The organism is Metabacillus idriensis, from assembly GCF_009674765.1.
GTDB classification, from domain to species: Bacteria; Bacillota; Bacilli; order Bacillales; family Bacillaceae; genus Bacillus_P; species Bacillus_P idriensis.
The window spans coordinates 357,621-376,883 of the sequence record NZ_WKKF01000001.1; the positions used below are offsets into that span (position 1 = coordinate 357,621).

13 protein-coding genes are annotated in these 19,263 nt (G+C 41.0%); 9 read left to right on the forward strand and 4 right to left on the reverse strand.

Annotated elements, in window-relative coordinates:
* Window positions 1-126 precede the first annotated feature (126 nt).
* The 5 genes from GJU41_RS01755 to GJU41_RS01775 all read left to right on the forward strand — a co-directional run bounded on the left by GJU41_RS01755 (window position 127) and on the right by GJU41_RS01775 (window position 6,656).
* On the forward strand, window positions 127-1,431 hold the full coding sequence (locus GJU41_RS01755) for a sugar ABC transporter substrate-binding protein (RefSeq protein ID WP_070879232.1): 1,305 nt from the start codon (window positions 127-129) through the stop codon (window positions 1,429-1,431).
* 214 nt (window positions 1,432-1,645) lie between these two features.
* Entirely contained in the window at window positions 1,646-2,947 is a 1,302-nt protein-coding gene (locus GJU41_RS01760; protein WP_070879231.1) for a carbohydrate ABC transporter permease, read from the forward strand.
* Window positions 2,947-3,783 carry a sugar ABC transporter permease gene (locus tag GJU41_RS01765; RefSeq protein WP_070879317.1) on the forward strand — a complete coding sequence of 279 codons (837 nt, stop codon included), beginning with the start codon at window positions 2,947-2,949 and terminating at the stop codon, window positions 3,781-3,783. Before GJU41_RS01760 ends, GJU41_RS01765 begins: the two co-directional genes overlap by 1 nt.
* A 122-nt stretch (window positions 3,784-3,905) precedes the next feature.
* Window positions 3,906-5,444 carry an alpha-amylase family glycosyl hydrolase gene (locus GJU41_RS01770; RefSeq protein ID WP_154317894.1) on the forward strand — a complete coding sequence of 513 codons (1,539 nt, stop codon included), beginning with the start codon at window positions 3,906-3,908 and terminating at the stop codon, window positions 5,442-5,444.
* 165 nt (window positions 5,445-5,609) lie between these two features.
* Window positions 5,610-6,656: a LacI family DNA-binding transcriptional regulator gene (locus GJU41_RS01775; RefSeq protein ID WP_070879229.1), complete on the forward strand. Its 1,047-nt coding sequence runs from the start codon at window positions 5,610-5,612 to the stop codon at window positions 6,654-6,656.
* 756 nt (window positions 6,657-7,412) lie between these two features.
* Here GJU41_RS01775 and GJU41_RS01780 read toward each other — a convergent pair.
* Window positions 7,413-9,797: a penicillin acylase family protein gene (locus GJU41_RS01780; RefSeq protein ID WP_154317895.1), complete on the reverse strand. Its 2,385-nt coding sequence runs from the start codon at window positions 9,795-9,797 to the stop codon at window positions 7,413-7,415.
* A 414-nt stretch (window positions 9,798-10,211) separates the two neighbouring features.
* Between GJU41_RS01780 and GJU41_RS01785 the strand changes: the two genes are divergently transcribed.
* The 4 genes from GJU41_RS01785 to GJU41_RS01800 all read left to right on the forward strand — a co-directional run bounded on the left by GJU41_RS01785 (window position 10,212) and on the right by GJU41_RS01800 (window position 17,372).
* Window positions 10,212-11,150 carry a nucleoside hydrolase gene (locus GJU41_RS01785; protein ID WP_070879228.1) on the forward strand — a complete coding sequence of 313 codons (939 nt, stop codon included), beginning with the start codon at window positions 10,212-10,214 and terminating at the stop codon, window positions 11,148-11,150.
* A gap of 128 nt (window positions 11,151-11,278) precedes the next feature.
* Complete coding sequence (locus tag GJU41_RS01790) at window positions 11,279-15,505, forward strand: tetratricopeptide repeat protein (protein WP_154317896.1); 4,227 nt, start codon at window positions 11,279-11,281, stop codon at window positions 15,503-15,505.
* A gap of 11 nt (window positions 15,506-15,516) precedes the next feature.
* Window positions 15,517-16,287, forward strand: a complete 771-nt coding sequence (locus tag GJU41_RS01795; protein WP_224771377.1) for a phosphotransferase enzyme family protein — start codon at window positions 15,517-15,519, stop codon at window positions 16,285-16,287.
* Window positions 16,288-16,433: 146 nt separating this feature from the next.
* Window positions 16,434-17,372: a manganese-dependent inorganic pyrophosphatase gene (locus tag GJU41_RS01800; RefSeq protein ID WP_070879225.1), complete on the forward strand. Its 939-nt coding sequence runs from the start codon at window positions 16,434-16,436 to the stop codon at window positions 17,370-17,372.
* 86 nt (window positions 17,373-17,458) lie between these two features.
* Here the strand turns inward: GJU41_RS01800 and GJU41_RS01805 are convergent, their stop codons facing one another.
* The 3 genes from GJU41_RS01805 to GJU41_RS01815 form a co-directional block, all read right to left on the reverse strand.
* On the reverse strand, window positions 17,459-17,596 hold the full coding sequence (locus GJU41_RS01805) for a YjcZ family sporulation protein (RefSeq protein WP_083328368.1): 138 nt from the start codon (window positions 17,594-17,596) through the stop codon (window positions 17,459-17,461).
* A gap of 160 nt (window positions 17,597-17,756) precedes the next feature.
* Entirely contained in the window at window positions 17,757-17,939 is a 183-nt protein-coding gene (locus tag GJU41_RS01810; protein ID WP_070879224.1) for a hypothetical protein, read from the reverse strand.
* A gap of 144 nt (window positions 17,940-18,083) precedes the next feature.
* Window positions 18,084-18,953: an SDR family oxidoreductase gene (locus tag GJU41_RS01815; protein WP_154317897.1), complete on the reverse strand. Its 870-nt coding sequence runs from the start codon at window positions 18,951-18,953 to the stop codon at window positions 18,084-18,086.
* Between the last annotated feature and the right edge of the window lie 310 nt (window positions 18,954-19,263).

A 19,263-nucleotide genomic window follows, 5' to 3' on the forward strand; every position in this document is an offset into this window, starting at 1 on the left:
TTTTTTGAGAATGATAGGAAGCGTTTTCACTTTTATACTATGAGTCTTTGGTTTCAGTTGTGCGGATTGCCTCTGGGCACTAAGTACATTGAAATAGATTACAACAAAATAAAAGGTGGGGAAATTATGAGGAAGATTTTATCTTTATCTCTAATTGCATTACTGATGTTTGTTATGGTTGCATGCAGCAAGCCTAGCAGCTCAGAGCCGGCAAAAACAGAAGGCGGCGACAAAGAGGGCGATAAAAAGACAGAAGAAGCAGTAGATTTAGAACCTGAAGAAGGCGCAAAATTAGTACTTTGGGATAATGCGGATTCAGAAGCTGAATGGGCATCTTATGTAGCAGAAGAATTCACAAAGAAATACGATATCCCAGTTGAAGTACAAGAAGTAAACCACGTTGACGCTGCTGGAAAGCTTGAAGTTGACGGACCTGCTGGACTTGGAGCTGACGTATTCCACGCACCTCATGACCACGTAGGAAACATGGTAAAAGCTGGTCTTATTTATGAAAACGTTTTAGCTGACGAATATAAAGAAAAATTCCTGCCAGCTGCAATCAGCGGTACTTCTTACACTGAAGAAGGCGGTGAATCCACTCTTTACGGATTCCCTATGGCAATTGAAACATACGCACTTTATTACAACAAAGATTTAGTAGACAAGCCTGCAGAAACGTTTGACGAAATTTTTGAGCAATCTAAAGGATTTGCTGGAGACGGCAAATACGGCTTCATGATGGAGCCTGCAAACTTCTACTTTGCACATGCATTCTTCGCTGGATACGGCGGTTATATCTTCGGAAATGACAACACAGATGCATCTGATCTAGGCATTAACAATGAAGGCGCTGTTGCTTCAGGTGAATTCATGCAGCGCATGAACAAAGAACTTCTTCCATTGAAAAAAGAAGATATTACTGGTGACTTAATCAGTTCTTTCTTTAACGATAACAAATTAATGTACCGAATCTCTGGTCCATGGGATATCAAAAACCATGAAGAAGCAGGCATCAACTTCGGTATTGCTCCGCTTCCTAAATTAGATAACGGCGAAACCCCAAAAAGTTTCTCTGGAATCAAAGCTTACTATGTAAACTCTTACTCTAAGTATCCTAAAGCTGCTACTCTATTAGCACAATTCGCTACAAGCACAGAAATGCTTGAAAAACGTTTTGAAATGACTGGACAGCTTCCTCCTCAAACAGAATTGATTGAAAGCGATGCTATCCAAAACGACGAAGTTGCTTCTGCATTCCTTGAACAGGCTGAATCAGCACTTCCAATGCCAAACATCCCTGAAATGCAATCTGTATGGGGACCAATGGAAACTGCTTATACAACAATGTGGAACGACGGAACTGAACCTAAAAAGGCACTTGACGCAGCACTTCAGCAAATTGAGGATGCTATCTCTTCACAAACGAAGTAATAGTCAGTCTGAGCCGATACCTTTGGTATTGGCTCAACTTTTATCCTTTATTGGCAGGCAGCAGCCTCTACCTCTATGCGGATAGAATGCATGGGACAGAGGTGCAGGCTAACTGCCCGTAAATGGGGACAGCAAAGGGACAATGGGGTAATAAGCAAGAAAAATTTTCTCTAGGGAGATACAACTTTCAATCAACGTGAGGAGGCCTGGCATAATGCGCGGACCAGCTAGAATAGGTGCATTACTATCGTTTTTACTAATGGGGCTTGGACAGATCTACCACCGTCAATATCTTAAAGGGATTTTATTTATTCTTTTAGAAGTTTACCTTTTGGTATTCTGGTCTTTGCCGTTCAGATATGCAATGTGGGGCTTAACAACACTGGGCGACACCCCGCAGACAAGAAATGGATTTACAGTCGTGCAAGGCGATCACTCCATATTCTTAATGATCGAAGGGATCATTTTCTTAATCTCCTTCCTGCTTTTCATCTGGGTTTACTACTTAAACGTTCGTGATGCATACAAAGTAGGCAAAATGCGCGAGCGCGGCATTAAGCCTAATACAGCAAAACAAACCCTGATAAATGTATGGGAAAATGGGTTCCCTTACATCCTTTTAACACCATCTATTCTATTTACAATGTTTTTAACGATTCTTCCTCTGCTATTTGGAGTTATGATTGCATTTACAAATTATTCAGGTCCAAATCATCTGCCGCCAAAGGCTTTGGTGGATTGGGTAGGATTTGATACGTTCTTAAACCTTTTCCAATTAAAAACATGGAGCACAACGTTCTACGGAGTTTTTGGCTGGACGGTCTTATGGGCGATTTTATCAACAGCGACTACGTTCTTCCTTGGATTGATCTTTGCCGTTCTGATCAATCATAAAGGCATTAAACTTAAGCGTTTATGGCGCAGCATCTACATTCTTCCATGGGCGATTCCGCAATTTGTCAGCATTTTGATTTTCAGAAATATTTTCAACGGAGAATTTGGGCCGCTGAATCAATATATTAAAGCACTTGGCCTTGAAGCTATTCCTTGGCTGTCAGATCCAATGTGGGCAAAAGTTACGCTTGTAACAGTAAATATGTGGTTTGGATTCCCGTTCTGGATGGTTCTTATGAGCGGTGTTATGACGACAATTGATAAAGAAATGTTTGAAGCGGCAGATGTTGACGGAGCAACGCCTTGGAGCAAGTTCTGGAAGATTACTATGCCGATCGTTATGTTCTCAACCGCTCCGCTCCTTATCATGAGCTTTGCAGGGAACTTCAATAACTTCAACATTATCTACCTATTAACTCAAGGTAATCCTGTTAACGTGAATTACAGCTATGCCGGATCAACGGATATCCTGATCAGCTGGATTTATAAAATGACGCTTGAACAAAGTCAATTTGCTACAGCTTCTGTCGTATCGATCTTAATCTTTATCGTAGTAGCAACTCTTTCTATCTGGAACTTCAGAAAAACAAAAGCATTCAAGGAAGAGGATATGATGTCATGATGAATAAAAAATTAACTGATAAACTCGTCGTTGGCTTTATATACGCCATATTGATCATAACAGCGATTCTTGTACTGTATCCTGTCTATTTCATCCTGATTGGATCATTAAATCCAGGCGACTCACTGTTTGCAACAAAGCTTATTCCAGAAGCTTTAAGTCTTGATCACTACCGTTACTTATTTGAGGAAACAAAATATTTAACATGGTACAAAAACACGTTTAAAATTGCATTCTTCAACATGGTTATTTCAACATTCCTTGTTGTAACAGCAGCATATGCGTTTTCACGCTTCCGTTTTCCGGGCCGCAAACAGGGTTTAATGGCGATGCTTGTTCTGCAAATGTTCCCAAGCTTCATGGGAATGATTGCGATCTACATTTTACTTCTTCAAATCGGATTATTGGACAATCACTGGGGTCTTATCTTAGTGTATGCAGGCGGATCGATTCCGTTTGGGGCATGGCTTGTTAAAGGATACTTTGATGGTCTTCCAAGAAGCTTAGAAGAAGCAGCAAAAATAGACGGTGCCAGTCATACTACGATTTTCTTTAAAATCATGATGCCATTGTCAAAGCCTATCTTAGTATTTATTGCTGTAAATAACTTTATCGGACCTTGGATGGACTTCATTTTCGCCCGTCTAATCCTTCGTTCAAATGATAACAAAACACTTGCAGTTGGTTTATTTGAATTCGTAACGGGCAGAACGAGCACTCAATTTACAACGTTCGCAGCCGGAGCGGTTCTAGTAGCAGTTCCAATCACCATTCTATTCTTGCTTTTCCAAAAGTATATTGTTGAAGGATTAACGGCTGGAGCGAATAAAGGATAAGATTCGGAAATCGATTTCATATTGAATTAACAGACATAGTTTAATAGTCTTATACGTAAAGCTGTCTTGAATCCGCTTATATGGGGACGGGACAGCTATTACGCAGTAAGGGGGGCAGAGGGATGTTTAAACGTATACTGCAAGTACTGATCATCCCTTTTTTCCTTCTCTCAGGTTTTTCAGTGAACCCTGTTTGGGCAGAAGAGAAGGAAGAACGATCGTGGCAAGATGAAAGCATGTATTTTATTATGATTGACCGCTTCAATAATGGCGATACAAGCAACGATTTTGAAGCAAATCCCAAAGATCCGAAGGCATATCACGGCGGAGATCTTCAAGGGATTATCGATAAACTGGATTACATTCAGGAAATGGGGTTTACATCTATTTGGCTGACTCCGGTCTTTGATAATGAAGAAGGCGGCTATCACGGTTATTGGATTCGTGATTTTAAAAACGTGGATGAGAACTTTGGAACACTTGAGGACTTTAAAACGCTTGTAAAAGAAGCTCACAAACGGGATATGAAGGTCATGCTTGATTTCGTTGTCAATCATACGGGCTATAAACATCCATGGCTGAATGATTCTGAAAAGAAAGACTGGTTTCATGAAAAGAAGGATATTGCCAACTGGCAAAATCAAGAGGAAGTAGAAAATGGCTGGCTGTTTGGCTTGCCGGATTTAAATACCGAAAATCCTGAAACGAAAGCGTATTTAATGGATGCTGCAAAATGGTGGATCACGGAAACAGACATCGACGGTTATAGACTGGACACCGTTCGCCACGTTCCTAAAGCCTTTTGGGAAGAATTTTCGAAAGAAGTAAAATCAGTGAAGAAAGATTTCTTTTTGATGGGCGAAGTTTGGGATAAAGATCCTCGCTACGTATCGGGTTATACGGAAGCTGGCCTTGATTCTGTCGTTGATTATCCTTTTTATAATGATGCATCCAAAGTGTTTTCGAATGCAGGGGGATCGCCAGGGATGCTTGCCAACGTGTTTAAACGCAATCAAATTCTTTATAAAGATCCTTATATTTTAGGCAATTTTATAGATAATCATGATAATGAACGTTTTACACGGAAAGCCATTGCGAATAATCAAAATCCGGTTACCCGGCTGAAGATGGCTCTTGCATATATGTATTCTGCACCTGGCATGCCAATCGTGTACTATGGCACAGAAATTGCGATGGACGGCGGCAATGATCCGGACAATCGCCGGATGATGAACTTCCGTGCCAAAGATGATCTCATCAAGTATGTGTCAAAGCTTGGGAAAATCCGCTCTGAATTTCCTTCTTTAAGACGCGGAGAAATGGACGTTTTATATGATGAAAAAGGAATGACCATTCTTAAAAGAACATATAAGAGTGAAATGACCGTTATTGCGTTAAATAATTCCGATGAATCAAGAAACGCCGTTATACCGGCTAAAACGCTTGAAGAAAATAAAGAATTGCGCGGACTGCTTACAGGTGATATGACCGAAGAAAAGAACGGAGAGTATGAATTTATTCTCGACCGTGAAACAGCTGAGATCTTTGAGGTTGGGGAAAAAACTGGCCCAAACTTGCCGTTAATCAGTGTGTTCGTGGCAGTTCCGGCAGTATTTGCAGGATTCTTATACATGAACAGAAGAAAGAAGCAGGCATCTTAATGCCAGTGAACCAAAGAGAAATGAGATGATTTCTCTTTGGTTATAAAGGCTTCATAGTGAATGCGTTTACAAAGTGGTTATTTTAAAAAGAGTATGTTAAATTAGACTTTTCAATTTGGAGAGAAAAAACTGCTCCAAACATGTTGAAAGTAAGAGAGGGATGGGATTGTGGCAACAATAAAAGATGTCGCAAAGTTAGCAAATGTAGCTCCATCAACCGTATCGAGAGTGATTGCTAATAACCCGCGTATAAGTGAAAAAACAAAAGAGCGAGTAAGAGAAGCCATGACGGAGCTTGGGTATCATCCGAATTTCATAGCCAGAAGTCTTGCAAATCAATCGACTCAGGCAATTGGGATCGTGATTCCGGGTTCTGCCGATAAAGCCTTTTTAAACCCCTTCTTTCCGGAAGTGATCCGCGGCATCAGTAAAGGAGCTCACCAAAAACATTATGCCCTGCATATGTCCACTGGTGAAACCGATGCTGAAATTATGGAAGGCGTCGTTCAGATGGTTGAAGGAAAACGAGTGGACGGCATTATTCTCTTATATTCACAAGTAGATGATAAACTGACAAAATACCTGCTTATGAAAAACTTCCCGTTTGTAATCGTTGGAAAACCATTTAAGGATGTTGAGTTAATTACTCACGTAGACAACGATAATTACCGGGCAGCAAAAGAAGTAACAGAACATTTGATTGAACTTGGACACGACCGAGTTGCTTTTATTGGAGGTAATCTTAAGCTTGTGGTAACAGTTGAACGCCTTTTAGGTTATGAGAAAGCGATTCGAAATGCAGGACTTGAATACCGCGATGACTACATTGTGCATGCTCAATTTCTAAAAGAAGGCGGGCAGGCAGCTGTTCAGGAATTGTTTAAATTGAATGAGCCGCCGACTGCGCTTGTCGTAGCCGATGATTTAATGGCGCTCGGAGTTCTGAATATGCTTGATGATATGGGCATAAATGTACCTAATGACGTATCAGTTGTATCGTTTAATAATGTGATGCTGTCAGAAGTTTCAAGACCGCCGCTTACTACTGTGGATATTAATATTTTTCAATTAGGCTATGAAGCTGCCAAGCATGTGATTCAGCTGGTGGAAGATCCTAATGATCCAATTAAACGGATCATTATCCCGCATAAGCTAATGAAAAGGCAGTCATGCAAGGGATATTTACAAGAAGAAAAGCTGCATCATGCATGATTCAAAAAGAGGCTGCCCGGAGGAATCAGGGCGGCTTTTTATATTGTTTTAATTAGGCTCTTTTCGTAAATATTGTTGCTTTAGCTAGTCAATAATACAGTCCGCCCTAAAATAGCCACGTATCTTGAGGAAAAGAGCACGACCGAAAACTTTTTGCGTTGAAATAACTATACGTAAAGCAACTATTAATGCGAAAACAGCCTTTAATTACTATTTAAGTAATAGAGACTGCATCAATGAACTGATGGCTAACCAACTCCATTAAAAAACGGGCCAGTCCGATAAGTCCCTAAAACAAAGCAGGCAGGAAAAATTTCTGTTTTTCCTGCCTGCTTTTCTGTGAAAATAATAGTGGTGTCAGTTCCAGTAGTGCTGCCGCTTTTAACGGTGCAAACATGAAAAGTGGCATCATTCGCTTCCATACCCTGAAATACCGTTATTCGGTATAGCGGGGTACGATTCGGCCGCTTCCATAACCTGAAATACCGTTATTCGGTTTAACGGGGTACGATTCCGGCACTTCCTTACCCTCCAATACTGTTATTCGGTTTAGCAGGGTACGATTCCGGCACTTCCTTACCCTCCAATACTGTTATTCGGTTTAGCGGGGTTCAATTGGGCCGCTTCCTTACCTTCCAATACCGTTATTCGGTCTCCGTAGTGGTAACCCTCTTGATTGGACAAGGTACCAAAAGAAAGGACTAGCATGAAAGTCAGTGATAACTGACTTTTTGGACAGACCTGTTCACTAACCGGTCATTTCTCCGGCAATAAAGTTAAGCTTTCTTCCTTCTGCTCCGCGTTTAAATCAGTCAGATGATAGGTTCCGTTCATCCAATCATCAATCTGATCTTGATACCAATCGCTTTTCACATGGCCGGATTGGCCAGGTCCGACAATATGGTGTCCTTTTGTCATTTCAGCCGCATCGATGACAAAGCGCCAGGAAGCACCGTGATTTACGATTCCTTCAGGATTATAGTTTGCGGCGGCGACTGTAATTTGACTGCCGCCGACAGGCTGAGGTTTCTCGTTATTAAACAGCCATTTTAGAACAGGTGAGGCTGAAGAAAGAGGGTGGCCGAAATAAAGCTGATGGTAATCGCCCCATTTCCAATCCTCTGGGTTATCGCCGTATTCTTCTTGAAGAGAGGCAACGACATTCCCAAATGAAGAGAGCAAAACTTTATCAAGGCCTCCCTTATCTGAGATCCATTCAGACTCATCCCCGTTAAAAGCGCGTCTGAGCAGTTCATCAACGATTCCCTGTTTTCCTTCAAATAAGTCATCCATTTCTTTTGGAACAGCGTCGTTAAAAAGAGTGACGGGAATTTCTTTCATCAGCAAGTGAAAGAGAAGCGGAGCTCCCATATCTTTATCATCTTCCATGTTCCATTTTGCAAGCAATTTGGCAGATGCTTTTTCAGTCTCATTTAAACCACCCTCGCTGATTCTTTTAAGAATAGATGGCAAAAATTCCTCAGCATATAAATTTCGCTGATCCATCTGCAGTTTTTTCATATCATTTAAAGTGAGCTTATCCTCTGTCTCTAAAACCTCTTTAATTCTCATATACCGATAAGGCTGCGCCCAATGATGACTAATATGGTAGGGGTACGAACCATCAATCACCTTATTGTTTGCCGTAGCAACAAATCCTTCCTTAGGGTTGACAGCGCGGGGAAGCTCATCATAAGGAATGAATCCCTCCCATTCATATTCATCAGTCCAGCCAGGTACAGGAATCAGGCCGTCACCTTTTTTCCGGATTGGAATTTTTCCGTTTGCCTTATAAGCAATTGTTCCATCCGCCCCGGCAAAAACAAAATTTTGGGTTGGGACATGAAAATCTTCAAGAGCCTGTTCGAATTCGTTCCAGTCTTTCGCTTTATTCATTGAAAGCACTGCCTGGAATTCGGTTGAAGGCATAAGAGCTGTCCATTTCATTGCGAGAGCTGTATCCTGCTTTTTATCAAATGCAAATTCGGACATGACAGGGCCGTGCCTTGTTTCGATCACCTCATAATCGATGGCCCTTTCATCCTTCACCGCGATAGGCTCTTTAAACACCTTTGCATCTTCCCATTTGTCGTTGTATAAAAATTGCCGCGGATTATCAGGATTGCGTTTTTCAATGTATAAATCCTGTACATCTGGCCCCGTATTCGTTACACCCCAGGCAATATAATCATTGTGTCCAAGAATGATTCCAGGGACCCCGGCAAAAATTACACCGCTGACATTCATGCTGTCACTTTGCAGATGCATTTGATACCAGATTGATGGGGTGGCAAGGGAGAGGTGGGGGTCGTCTGCAAGCAGAGGTTTCCCGCTTTCGCTTTTTTCACCGCTCACAACCCAGTTGTTGCTTCCATTAAATTCGGGTGGAATGATGGCACTTGCAAAGCTTTTCTCCATGTTCATTTTCACTTCTTCATAAGCAGACAGAATTTCAGGGGCATCCTTTGGATAGGAAGGAAATAAGTCATATGCTTTCTCTTTTGGAAACGTATCAAGCGCCCAGTAACGGAACGCCTGCCCTGACCAATGGCCTCCTAAATCGAAAGCCATGTATTTGCCGATGGTGAGGGAATCGATTGGTGTCCATTCTGCCGGCTCGTATTTCAGCAGGCTGAATTCAAGAGGCAGTGTTCCTTGTTCTTTTGCGTCTTTCATAAAGGCATTTACACCATCTGCAAACCACTGCATTGCATCTTTTGAAGATTGATTATACTCTGGATAAGACGCTTCAGCTGCTCTTCTCAAACCGAGCGTTCTGAAAAATTTGTCCTTATCAACTGTTGCCACGCCGACCACATCACTCAGCATTCCGGATGCCTGTCTTCTGCTTAAATCCATCTGGAAGAGGCGATCCTGAGCCTGTACATATCCTTGTGCGATGTATAAATCTTTGTCTGATTTCGCCCTAATATGAGGTACCCCGTTTTTATCCCTCGTAACTTGGGCTGCATCGGTCATTCCTCTGACGATTACTTCTCCATTTAATTTGGGAAGACTTTTCTCGGCGAAAAGGTTTACATAAATGAATACTCCGATTAGAAGAAAGAGAATGGCGAAAGCTCCAATCCATAGACCTCTCCGTCTCCGGGGTACTAATCTGCGTTCTGCCTTAGCTTCCATGATCCTCACACTCCAACTTTTAGTTAACTGAATATATTACACTCAATTTTTGAAAATCCTGTGTACTGAAAAAATTTTAGAGGCAAGTGACTATTTATCTATTCAAAAGGCTGTTTTCGCATAGATTGTTGTTTTTCATGATAAATGTTGTCTGTTCCTTGCAGCGAGAGGAACTTGCTTTCCGCGGGGAGCATGGGAGCCTCCTCGGCGTTGCCTGTGGGGTCTCCCAATTTGCTCTATTTCCCGCAGGAGTCAAGTTCCTTCCGCTGCAATCCACTCAAGTTTCTTAACATTTAGTCTAATAGCAACAATATTTACGAAAAGAGCCATTCAAAAAAGAGAGAAACGTAGCATTCAATCTTTTCCAATTCCATATATATAACCATCTGACATTAGAAAATAGGTGGATTATTAATGAAAAAAATTTTACTGTTTGCTGATCCCGGAATAGATGATTCCCTGGCTATAATTTACGCTTTATTAAGTCCCGATATTGAGCTTTTAGGTATTGTTACAAGCTATGGGAATGTGTCTAAACAGCAGGCAACGGAAAATGCAGCCTATTTGCTCAAGCTTGCAGGAAGAGAGGACATTCCTGTTATAGAGGGGGCGACCTTTCCATTAAGCGGCGAGGTTTCGGTCTATTATCCTGAAATTCATGGGCAGGAAGGGCTTGGACCGATAAGGCCCCCAGAGAATATAGAGATTAATATTAAGCCATTCAGTCATATTTTTACATTGATTGAAGAACACGGAGATGAACTTGTTATTGTTGATACAGGCAGAATGACCTCCCTTGCAAATGCTTTTAATTTTAATCTTGAAGTCATGCAGGGGGTTCCTGAAATTTATTTAATGGGAGGAGCATTTTTTGTCCCGGGAAATGTAACTCCGCTCGCAGAAGCTAACTTCCATGGTGATCCAATAGCAGTAAACGTTGTGCTTAAGTATGCGAAAAAAGTATATATAACCCCTCTGAATGTGACCAACAATGCCATTATCACGAGTGAAATTGCAGGATATATATACTCTATCTCCTCAAATCCCTATAAGGAGCTTATTCCTGCCATTACGAAGTATTATTCTGATGCTTATGCAAAGCTTAGGCCAGGAAGAAGTGGAGCATCCATACACGATGTTTTTACTTTGTACTATATGCTAAACAAAGACAAAATCTATTCTGTTACCAACAATGTCGAGGTTTCCGTCTTAGATGACGCAAGAGGACTCAGCTATGCCGATTTCCGCAATAACCAGGTGCCCCCGGGTGCCAGGCATACCATTGCCCTTCATTTTCAATATCAGGACTTCCTTGCTGATTTTATTAAAGTAATGTCTTCACCTCTCCAATAATCAAAGTTTGAAAACCTGCATAAAAACGTGCAGGTTTTCTGTTAGAAAATGGCTTACAAATCACATAAAACAAAGTATATTTAAAAAAGAAGATATAAATATTTTGAATAATCCGGCGAGGGGTAAATATGAATCTATCATACATAGAAGAAACGCTGAAAAAACATGACTATTCAGAAGCTATAAAGCACTTTTTAGAAGAGTACAGGGAAGTTGCGGAGGAGAAAAAGCTTTCACGTTTTCGAGGGTTTATCCGATCTTACACAGATGAAAGCCAATTGAAATATTTGCTTCAGGTTATAGATGCATCATTAATGGAGCAGCTTGGCGGAATCATTATTAGAGACAGCTGCCGGAGGTTAAAATCTCCTTTGACGGCTATTTGGTATTGCCAGCAGCTTATTGATGAGAACAAGCTGATTGAGGCTGAAGAACTTTTAAAAGAAATAGAAAAGCAGGAACTCACTGATGAATGGAGAGAAAAGCTTTATTTCACAATGGCAAGTGCACTTATTGGGATGCGGCGATTAAAGGCTGCGTTTAAATACATGAAAAAATGTGAAGAAGCTTCCAGTGATCCGGTGGAGACGCGCTGGGCTTATTACTATTTGCAAAGCGGAGAATGGGACAAGGCTTTGAAATGCTTAGAGGTCAGCAAGAAAGATGAAAAAGACGGTTTGACCGCCTATGTGCTGCTTGTTCAGCATCATGCGCTTCAGGGGGATGCTGAACAAGCCAGAATCATTTTAGAAGAAGGTTTAACCCTTTATCCTGATTTTCCAAAACTGATTGTTGAAAAGATTAGGCTGTGCTATAAACAGAAGCGCTGGACGGATATGGAGAAAGCGATCTCAGACTTACATTCGCTTAACCCTTTTCATGAATATAAGAGAATGGCCGAGTATTACACGGCTGATTCCTTATATGAGCAGAAAGAATTTGGGAAGCTTGAAGTATTTTTAGCAGAGCACACTGAATTTAAAAAAGAATCCCATTATAAAAACTTTACTGGCCGGGCAGACCATGCTTCTAAAATGGTGAACTTTAAGCCGGTCGTGCAAAAATATAATTATTGTGTTCCTGCATGTGCAGAAATGATTTTCAGTATGTTCGGCAAGACGTATAAACAAGATGAAATTGCAGAATCTGTCTTTCAGGTTTCCGGTTCAAAGTTATCTAAAATGATTGAGTACTTCGAAGAAAAAGAGTTTACAAGCAGGTACTTTTTTGGAAATCCCGACATTTTAAAAACGCTGATTGATCTTGATGCGGCCGTTATGATCAATATCGACTATCCAACAACCTCCCATGTTCAATTGCTTGCGGGCTATGATGATAATTTGAATGTTTTCCACGTTCAGGATCCAAATCTCAGAACCACCCATGAAGTCATGTATGAGGACTTTGAGCAGGAATATGGGAACAATGGAGTCTTATCTTTAGCAGTTCTTCCTGAAAAAGATGCTGGGAAATTGCATGTATTATCTATAAATGAACACGAATTAGCAGTTAAGCTTTTTTCAATGACCGAGGTCTCGAACAAGCAGCTGAGTGATGCTGAACAAGCCTTTCTGAAAGAAAATCTTCACCTTATGGCTGTCTCAGCCTACGTCATTAAATATCTTCCTGGAATAGTGGCAGAAGAAATTCTGGATGCAGCTGCCATGTATGTTTTTGAGCATTCTAAGGAATCTGAATACCGCAGTCTTTCAGCTGCCATGGCTTATTTCAGCGTGAAAAACAATGAACGCGCCATGGAGTACTTGGAGCAGCTTACTTTTAAACAGTATTTGGCGACTTATTTGTATGCAAAAGGCAGATTAAGTTATAACAAGGATGATTATGACGGTGCATTTGAGGCATTTGCGGAAGCCTTGAAATCGGAACCGGATGATCATATCCTATGGGGATACCTCGCGCTGACTGAACTCAATCGAGACCGCGCTCAGGAAGCTTTGAGATATTCAGAGATTGCGATGGATATCAATGAAGATGATGCTTTTTCACTGATTAACCATGGAATTATTTTAATGGAAATAAACGAGTATGACAAAGCCAGAAATCTCTTCCACTCATTCTTGAAAATTGAGAAGGAGGACGGGTATGTATGGTATCAGCGGGCAAGGTGCGATAAAGAATTAGGTAGATATAAGCTTGCAAGAAGAGGATTTCAGACTGCAATAGCACTCGAACCGAAAGTGCCGCTTGCATATAAAGAGCTTTCAAGACTTTACGAAATCGTTTACGAGGATGTTTCTAAAGCGAAACAGATTCTTGAACAGGGGATTGCAGCTGCCGAAGACAAACAGCTGCTCCTCCATGAAGCGGGAGATTTATCTGAACGTGCTGGGGAACTTGAACAAGCAAGGCAATTTTATATGCAGGCTGAAGCGTTCGATCCGAAAGATGTGTATGCACGTATTTCCCTTGCCGCTCTTTATAAAGAGGAAGGAAAAACAGATCAATTTTTCAAGGCAATTCACCGCTATTTTGAACAATTTCAAGAAGACAGTGAATTTCTTATCAACGCAGGAAAGCTGATGTTCGCCGCAAGTGCAGAAATGAAAGAAAAAGACTCACATATGGATCTCGCGCTTTCTTATGTAGAAAAAGGAATTTTATATGCGGATGCTAATATTGGGGAAGCAATCGAGATTTATGTTGATCTCGTATCAGAAACGCCATACTCACGCCGCGGACTTGAATTTTTAGAAAGCATAAGAGCAGGAGAAATAGACGAATTTCTTCTGATCAGCTATATCGGCTGTTTATATGAGTCCCAGGGTCTTTTGGAAAAGGCCAAGCAGTATTTAAAACAGGCCATTGCCTTAAAGAAGGATGATATTCTTCCGTTTTACCGGCTTGGGGAGATTGCTTTTAAACACGAAGATTATGGCGAGGCAGAAAAACAGTACAAACGGGTGCTTGAGCTTGATCCTGCACATGAGCAGGCGATGCTTGACCTTGCGGGTGTCGCAAATGCCAGAGAGGACAGGAAATCAGAAAAGAAATACCTGATGTCTGCATTTAAAGTGGACCCTTATTGTGTTTCTGTCGAAGATCTGCTCGAGGTTCTTGAATTCCAGCCGGAAATTGAAGCATTTAAAGAACTTCTAATGAGTGCAAATGTTGAGAAGGCCTTCCTCTTTGATGCCCTTGCCCATATTCATGGAAAGCTTGGAAATCTGAAAGAAGAAGAAGAAAATTTGAACAAAGCATTTGAACTTGCGCCAGCTCAATTTCAAATCCTTCATCATCAAGTCAAGCTCTGGATGAAGCAGGGAAAAATGAAACAAGCAAAATCCCAGCTCCTCACACTGATTATGGAAAACCAAGAGAATAAGCAACTATATGAAACGTGGATTGAAGTGATGCTTGGTACAAAGTCCATGCATAAACTTGAAAATGAAATTAAAAAAATGAAGCTTTCTGATGAAGAAAAAAGCATTGTCTTCATGAACGCAGCTGCTGCATATGAACGGCAAATGCAATCCATGCGTGATGCGCACGAAGAGATGGAAGAACATAAAGGATGGCTGAAGCGGTTCACGAATTTTTCGAAGATGAGCCTGAAATTTGGAACACTGATTGGCCTGTATGAAGAGGCATTGAAACATGACCGAGAGAATGTTACAGCTGTTATGTGGTATGTCGAATTTCATTTGGATGCAGGATTGGCGGAAGATGCGATTAAAATTCTGGAGCAGTGGCTCCGCTATCAGTGGGAGCCTGACGTTGCCTATAGGCTAGCTGTTCTTTATATAAATGAATTCGGAAATGTCCCAGAGAAAAAAGCTGTTAAGTACTTGTCAGGGGCATGCAGCCTTATTGAAACACTACTTGAAGAAAACGAGGATCCCGATTATCTCGTTGTTCTTGGTATGGCCTTGCTTGAACTTGAAGAATTTGAAGAATCAGAACAAGCTCTCATGCGTGCAGTGAAAATTGAGCCTGCTGTTGAAAAAGGATACTTCCACTTGGCCAGAGTCTATGAAGCTATAGAACAGTACAGCAAAGCAGAAGAAGCGATCCAACATGCAATCACTCTAAATCCGGATAATCATGACAATTATAATCAGCTCGGACTGATTTATCGACATCAAAATAAACTAAAACCAGCACTTGAAGCAGTTGAGAAAGCTGTCTCAATAGAGCCCGGGGATTTAATCAGTTTGTATAACAGGGCTTGTTATCTTTCAGCTTTGGGCAGGTACAAAGAATCTGCCGGGCAGCTGAAAGCTCTTTATGAGCTTGACGCGGAATTTGTTTTCACTGAGATGGCAGAGGATGACGAAGATTTAGAATCGTTGAAAGAAGCGGGATATTTTCCGAAGAATCCGCTGCTGAAACGATAATATTGAATGAGATGGATATAATCGGCGAAGGCTCGACAGCCATTACGTATTCTTACGGAAAAGATAAGGCTGTTAAAATGTATAGATATGATTCAGCAAATATTCATTACGAATTTGAAGTGAATAGGTACTTGACTGAATGCGGAATAAGCGTTCCAAAAGCTTATGGGATTGTGACCATTGACGGTAAAGAAGGGATTGTCTTTGAAAAAGCAGCAGGCAATCCATTAACATCTGAAATGATGAAAAATCCTTCAGCTGCCATTCGACGTTTAAAGATGATGGCAAGGCTTCATGCAAGTATCCATGAAAAATCGGCAGAATCTCTAAAAACCCAGAAGAGTTCTATTGAAATGAAAATCCATGCTTCAAGTCTTTCAGATGCAGAAAAGACAGCGATATTAGACCATTTAGTTTGTCTTTCCTCAGGAAAACAGCTTTGTCACGGGGATTTTCACCCTGATAATATTTTAATCTCTGACGGTAATCCTGTAGTGATTGATTGGGCTGATGCGGTGTGCGGGCATCCTATGGCTGACCTTGCTCGGACTATTCTAATTTTGAGGTTTGGCGGATTGAAGACTAATGATGCAATTATGGGGTTCATCCGAAAATGGATGTGCAAGCTGTATATTCGAGAGTATAAAAAATATCGTTCCTTCACTGCTGATGAGCTTTATGAGTGGGAGCTGCCATTAGCTGCTGCCAGACTTTCAGAATCCATTCCGCCTCATGAAAAGCAGAAACTGCATGCAATCATAAGGTCGTACTTGAAAAAGTAAGCAAAACGGTTAATAATAAGGTGTATCTTTAATAAACTTTTAAAAATTAGACAGTGAACGGCACAATTTTCTGTTAAAATAAGAAAATATACGCCCCTTGATGCGGCAAAAATTCTAGAGTATTAACAGCAAAGGAGTTTTTTTAGATGGAAAAAGTATTAATCTTTGGTCATAAAAATCCCGATACAGATACAATATGCTCTGCCATTGCGTATGCTGATCTTAAAACAAAGCTTGGTTTAAATGCTGAGCCTGTGCGCTTAGGCGAAATAAACGGTGAAACTCAGTTCGCTTTAACTACTTTTGGGATCGAAACTCCCCGCTTTGTAGAAACAGTGTCAAATGAAGTTAGCCAGGTTATTTTAGTCGACCATAACGAGCGTCAGCAAAGTGTGAGTGACATTGACGATGTTCGAGTACTTGAAGTGATTGATCACCATCGCATTGCCAATTTTGAAACAAGCGATCCGTTGTATTATCGTGCAGAGCCAGTAGGCTGCACAGCTACCATTTTAAACAAATTGTACAAAGAAAATGGTGTCAGCATTCCTAAAGAAATTGCAGGATTAATGCTCTCTGCGATTATTTCAGATTCACTATTGTTTAAATCACCTACATGCACAGATCAGGATGTAGCAGCTGCGCGCGAATTAGCTGAAATTGCAGGAGTTGATTCCGAGGTCTACGGCCTTGAAATGCTTAAAGCAGGTGCTGACTTAAGCGACAAAACAGTGGGTGAGCTTATTTCACTTGATGCTAAGGAATTTTCTATGGGCAACTATAAAGTTGAAATTGCGCAAGTAAACGCTGTAGATCCAAACGATGTACTAGTTCATAAAGAGGAAATTGAAGCCTTGATTTCCGCTGTTATCGCTGAAAAAGAATTAGATTTATTCATTTTTGTCGTAACGGATATTTTAATCAATGATTCGGTAGCATTGGCCCTTGGACGCGAAACACGTGCTGTAGAACAGGCATATGATGTGAAACTTGTGGACAACACAGCTGTTTTAAAAGGCGTAGTTTCCCGCAAAAAACAAATCGTACCTGTTATTACGGACATTTTAACAAGTGCACAAGTTTAAGTTTAAACGCATGGATTCTAATGAATTCATGCGTTTTTTATGTATTTAGAAACGGCTTGCCTATGAAGCAAGCCGTTCATCTGTCATTAGCAGTAGCCGTGTCCGCCGTATCCAGCGCCGCCTACAAAAGAAGCACCGATGATAATCAATAAAATAAACAATACGATAATTAATGCGAAACCGCTATTATAGCCGCCGCCGCAATTTCCTCCGTCTTTACCCATTAAAAATTCCTCCTATTGTTAAATCTTGTTGATGAGCATTTTCATGTCTCAAAGTTAAGGTATGCCGGAGGAAGAATTATGTTAGCCTATTTATGGCCTGCGGCAGCTTAAAGTGAAATACAGACTAAAAAAACCGGCAAATAATCTTGCCGGTTCCCTGCTATTTTTTAAATAAAGCTTTGAATGCTTTAAAGATTAGTACAAAAGAAAATACTAAAATGGCTAAAGTGCCAACGAAAGTGATAAAAGGCGCTAAGAAAGCTAAGAATGCAGGTAATGACAGTTCAAGTAAAGCAAAGCCGGCAAGAATAGCAGCCAAGAACAAGAAAATTAATCGATCCATGATTTTCACCCCTTTCTGATACATTATATGTATGCGCTTTCAAAAAAGTAGCGGTCATTCACACATTTATATGAAGCGAAAAATAAAATTTTACACAAAAAAAACGCCATGAATCCGCAAATTCAGGACGTTTTGAAAATAGGTTTATCCGTTAATGATTTTTCCGCCATTTACATGAATCATCTGGCCTGTAATATACGTTGAATCATTGCTTGCAAGGAAAACGTAGCTTGGTGCAAGTTCGTCTGGCTGACCGGGACGTCCCATAGGCGTGTCTGCTCCAAATTCTGAAACTTTCTCTGCATCGAAGGTAGATGGAATCAGCGGAGTCCAGATTGGACCTGGAGCTACTCCGTTTACCCGAATGCCTTTTTTAACAAGAGACGCGGAAAGAGATCGGGTAAAGGCTGTAATAGCGCCTTTCGTTGATGAATAATCGATCAGCTGGTCGTTTCCTGCATAGGCTGTAATAGAAGATGTATTGATAATGCTGCTGCCTTGTTTCATATGCGGAAGGGCAGCTTTTGTCATGTAAAAGAAAGAGAATATGTTTGTTTTAAACGTCCGTTCAAGCTGTTCTTTTGAGATCTCCTCAATGCCTGCCTTGGGATGCTGTTCTGCTGCGTTATTAACAAGAATATCAATTTTTCCAAGCTGACCCACGGTTTCAGATACGATTTGTCCGCAGAATGATTCTTCTCCAATATCTCCCGGCATCAGAATGCATTTGCGGCCTTCCTGTTCAACAAGCCGTTTTGTTTCATTAGCATCCTCATGCTCGTCCAAATAAGAAATGACGACATCAGCGCCTTCCTTTGCATAATGGACAGCAACTGCCCGTCCAATACCTGAATCTCCTCCTGTAATAATAGCCACCTTATCAAGCAGCTTCTCACTGCCCTTATATTGAAGTGCATCAAACTCAGGCTGCGGTTTCATTAAGTTCTCATGCCCCGGCTGAACATCCTGATGCTGTGCCGGCATCGTTTTTTTGTTTTGACTATCTTGACTCATTCAAATCCCTCCAAGGTTTAATCTTGATTAGTATGGTGAAAAGGTTGTTGAATATGTAGCTGTTATTTAGAATATATTCCCTGATTGAATGAGATGAAACGTGAAATCTTCTATAAAAAAAGGCTGTTTTCGCATAGATTGTTGTTTTTCATTATAAATATTGCCCGTTCCTTTCCGCTCCAGGAACTTGCTTTCCGCGGGGAGCAAATTAGGAGCCTCCTCGGCGTTGCCTGTGGGGTCTCCCAATTTGCTCTATTTCCCGCAGGAGTCAAGTTTATCCGCTGAAATCCACTTATGGTTTTTAACATTT

What these genes read in the sequence shown, in the direction of transcription:
- GJU41_RS01755 (WP_070879232.1), top strand. Translation starts at nt 127, where the DNA reads ATGAGGAAGATTTTATCTTTATCTCTAATTGCATTACTGATGTTTGTT.
- GJU41_RS01760 (WP_070879231.1), top strand. Translation starts at nt 1,646, where the DNA reads ATGCGCGGACCAGCTAGAATAGGTGCATTACTATCGTTTTTACTAATG.
- GJU41_RS01765 (WP_070879317.1), top strand. Translation starts at nt 2,947, where the DNA reads ATGAATAAAAAATTAACTGATAAACTCGTCGTTGGCTTTATATACGCC.
- GJU41_RS01770 (WP_154317894.1), top strand. Translation starts at nt 3,906, where the DNA reads ATGTTTAAACGTATACTGCAAGTACTGATCATCCCTTTTTTCCTTCTC.
- GJU41_RS01780 (WP_154317895.1), bottom strand. Translation starts at nt 9,797, where the DNA reads ATGGAAGCTAAGGCAGAACGCAGATTAGTACCCCGGAGACGGAGAGGT.
- GJU41_RS01785 (WP_070879228.1), top strand. Translation starts at nt 10,212, where the DNA reads ATGAAAAAAATTTTACTGTTTGCTGATCCCGGAATAGATGATTCCCTG.
- GJU41_RS01790 (WP_154317896.1), top strand. Translation starts at nt 11,279, where the DNA reads ATGAATCTATCATACATAGAAGAAACGCTGAAAAAACATGACTATTCA.
- GJU41_RS01795 (WP_224771377.1), top strand. Translation starts at nt 15,517, where the DNA reads ATGGATATAATCGGCGAAGGCTCGACAGCCATTACGTATTCTTACGGA.
- GJU41_RS01800 (WP_070879225.1), top strand. Translation starts at nt 16,434, where the DNA reads ATGGAAAAAGTATTAATCTTTGGTCATAAAAATCCCGATACAGATACA.
- GJU41_RS01805 (WP_083328368.1), bottom strand. Translation starts at nt 17,596, where the DNA reads ATGGGTAAAGACGGAGGAAATTGCGGCGGCGGCTATAATAGCGGTTTC.
- GJU41_RS01810 (WP_070879224.1), bottom strand. Translation starts at nt 17,939, where the DNA reads ATGGATCGATTAATTTTCTTGTTCTTGGCTGCTATTCTTGCCGGCTTT.
- GJU41_RS01815 (WP_154317897.1), bottom strand. Translation starts at nt 18,953, where the DNA reads ATGAGTCAAGATAGTCAAAACAAAAAAACGATGCCGGCACAGCATCAG.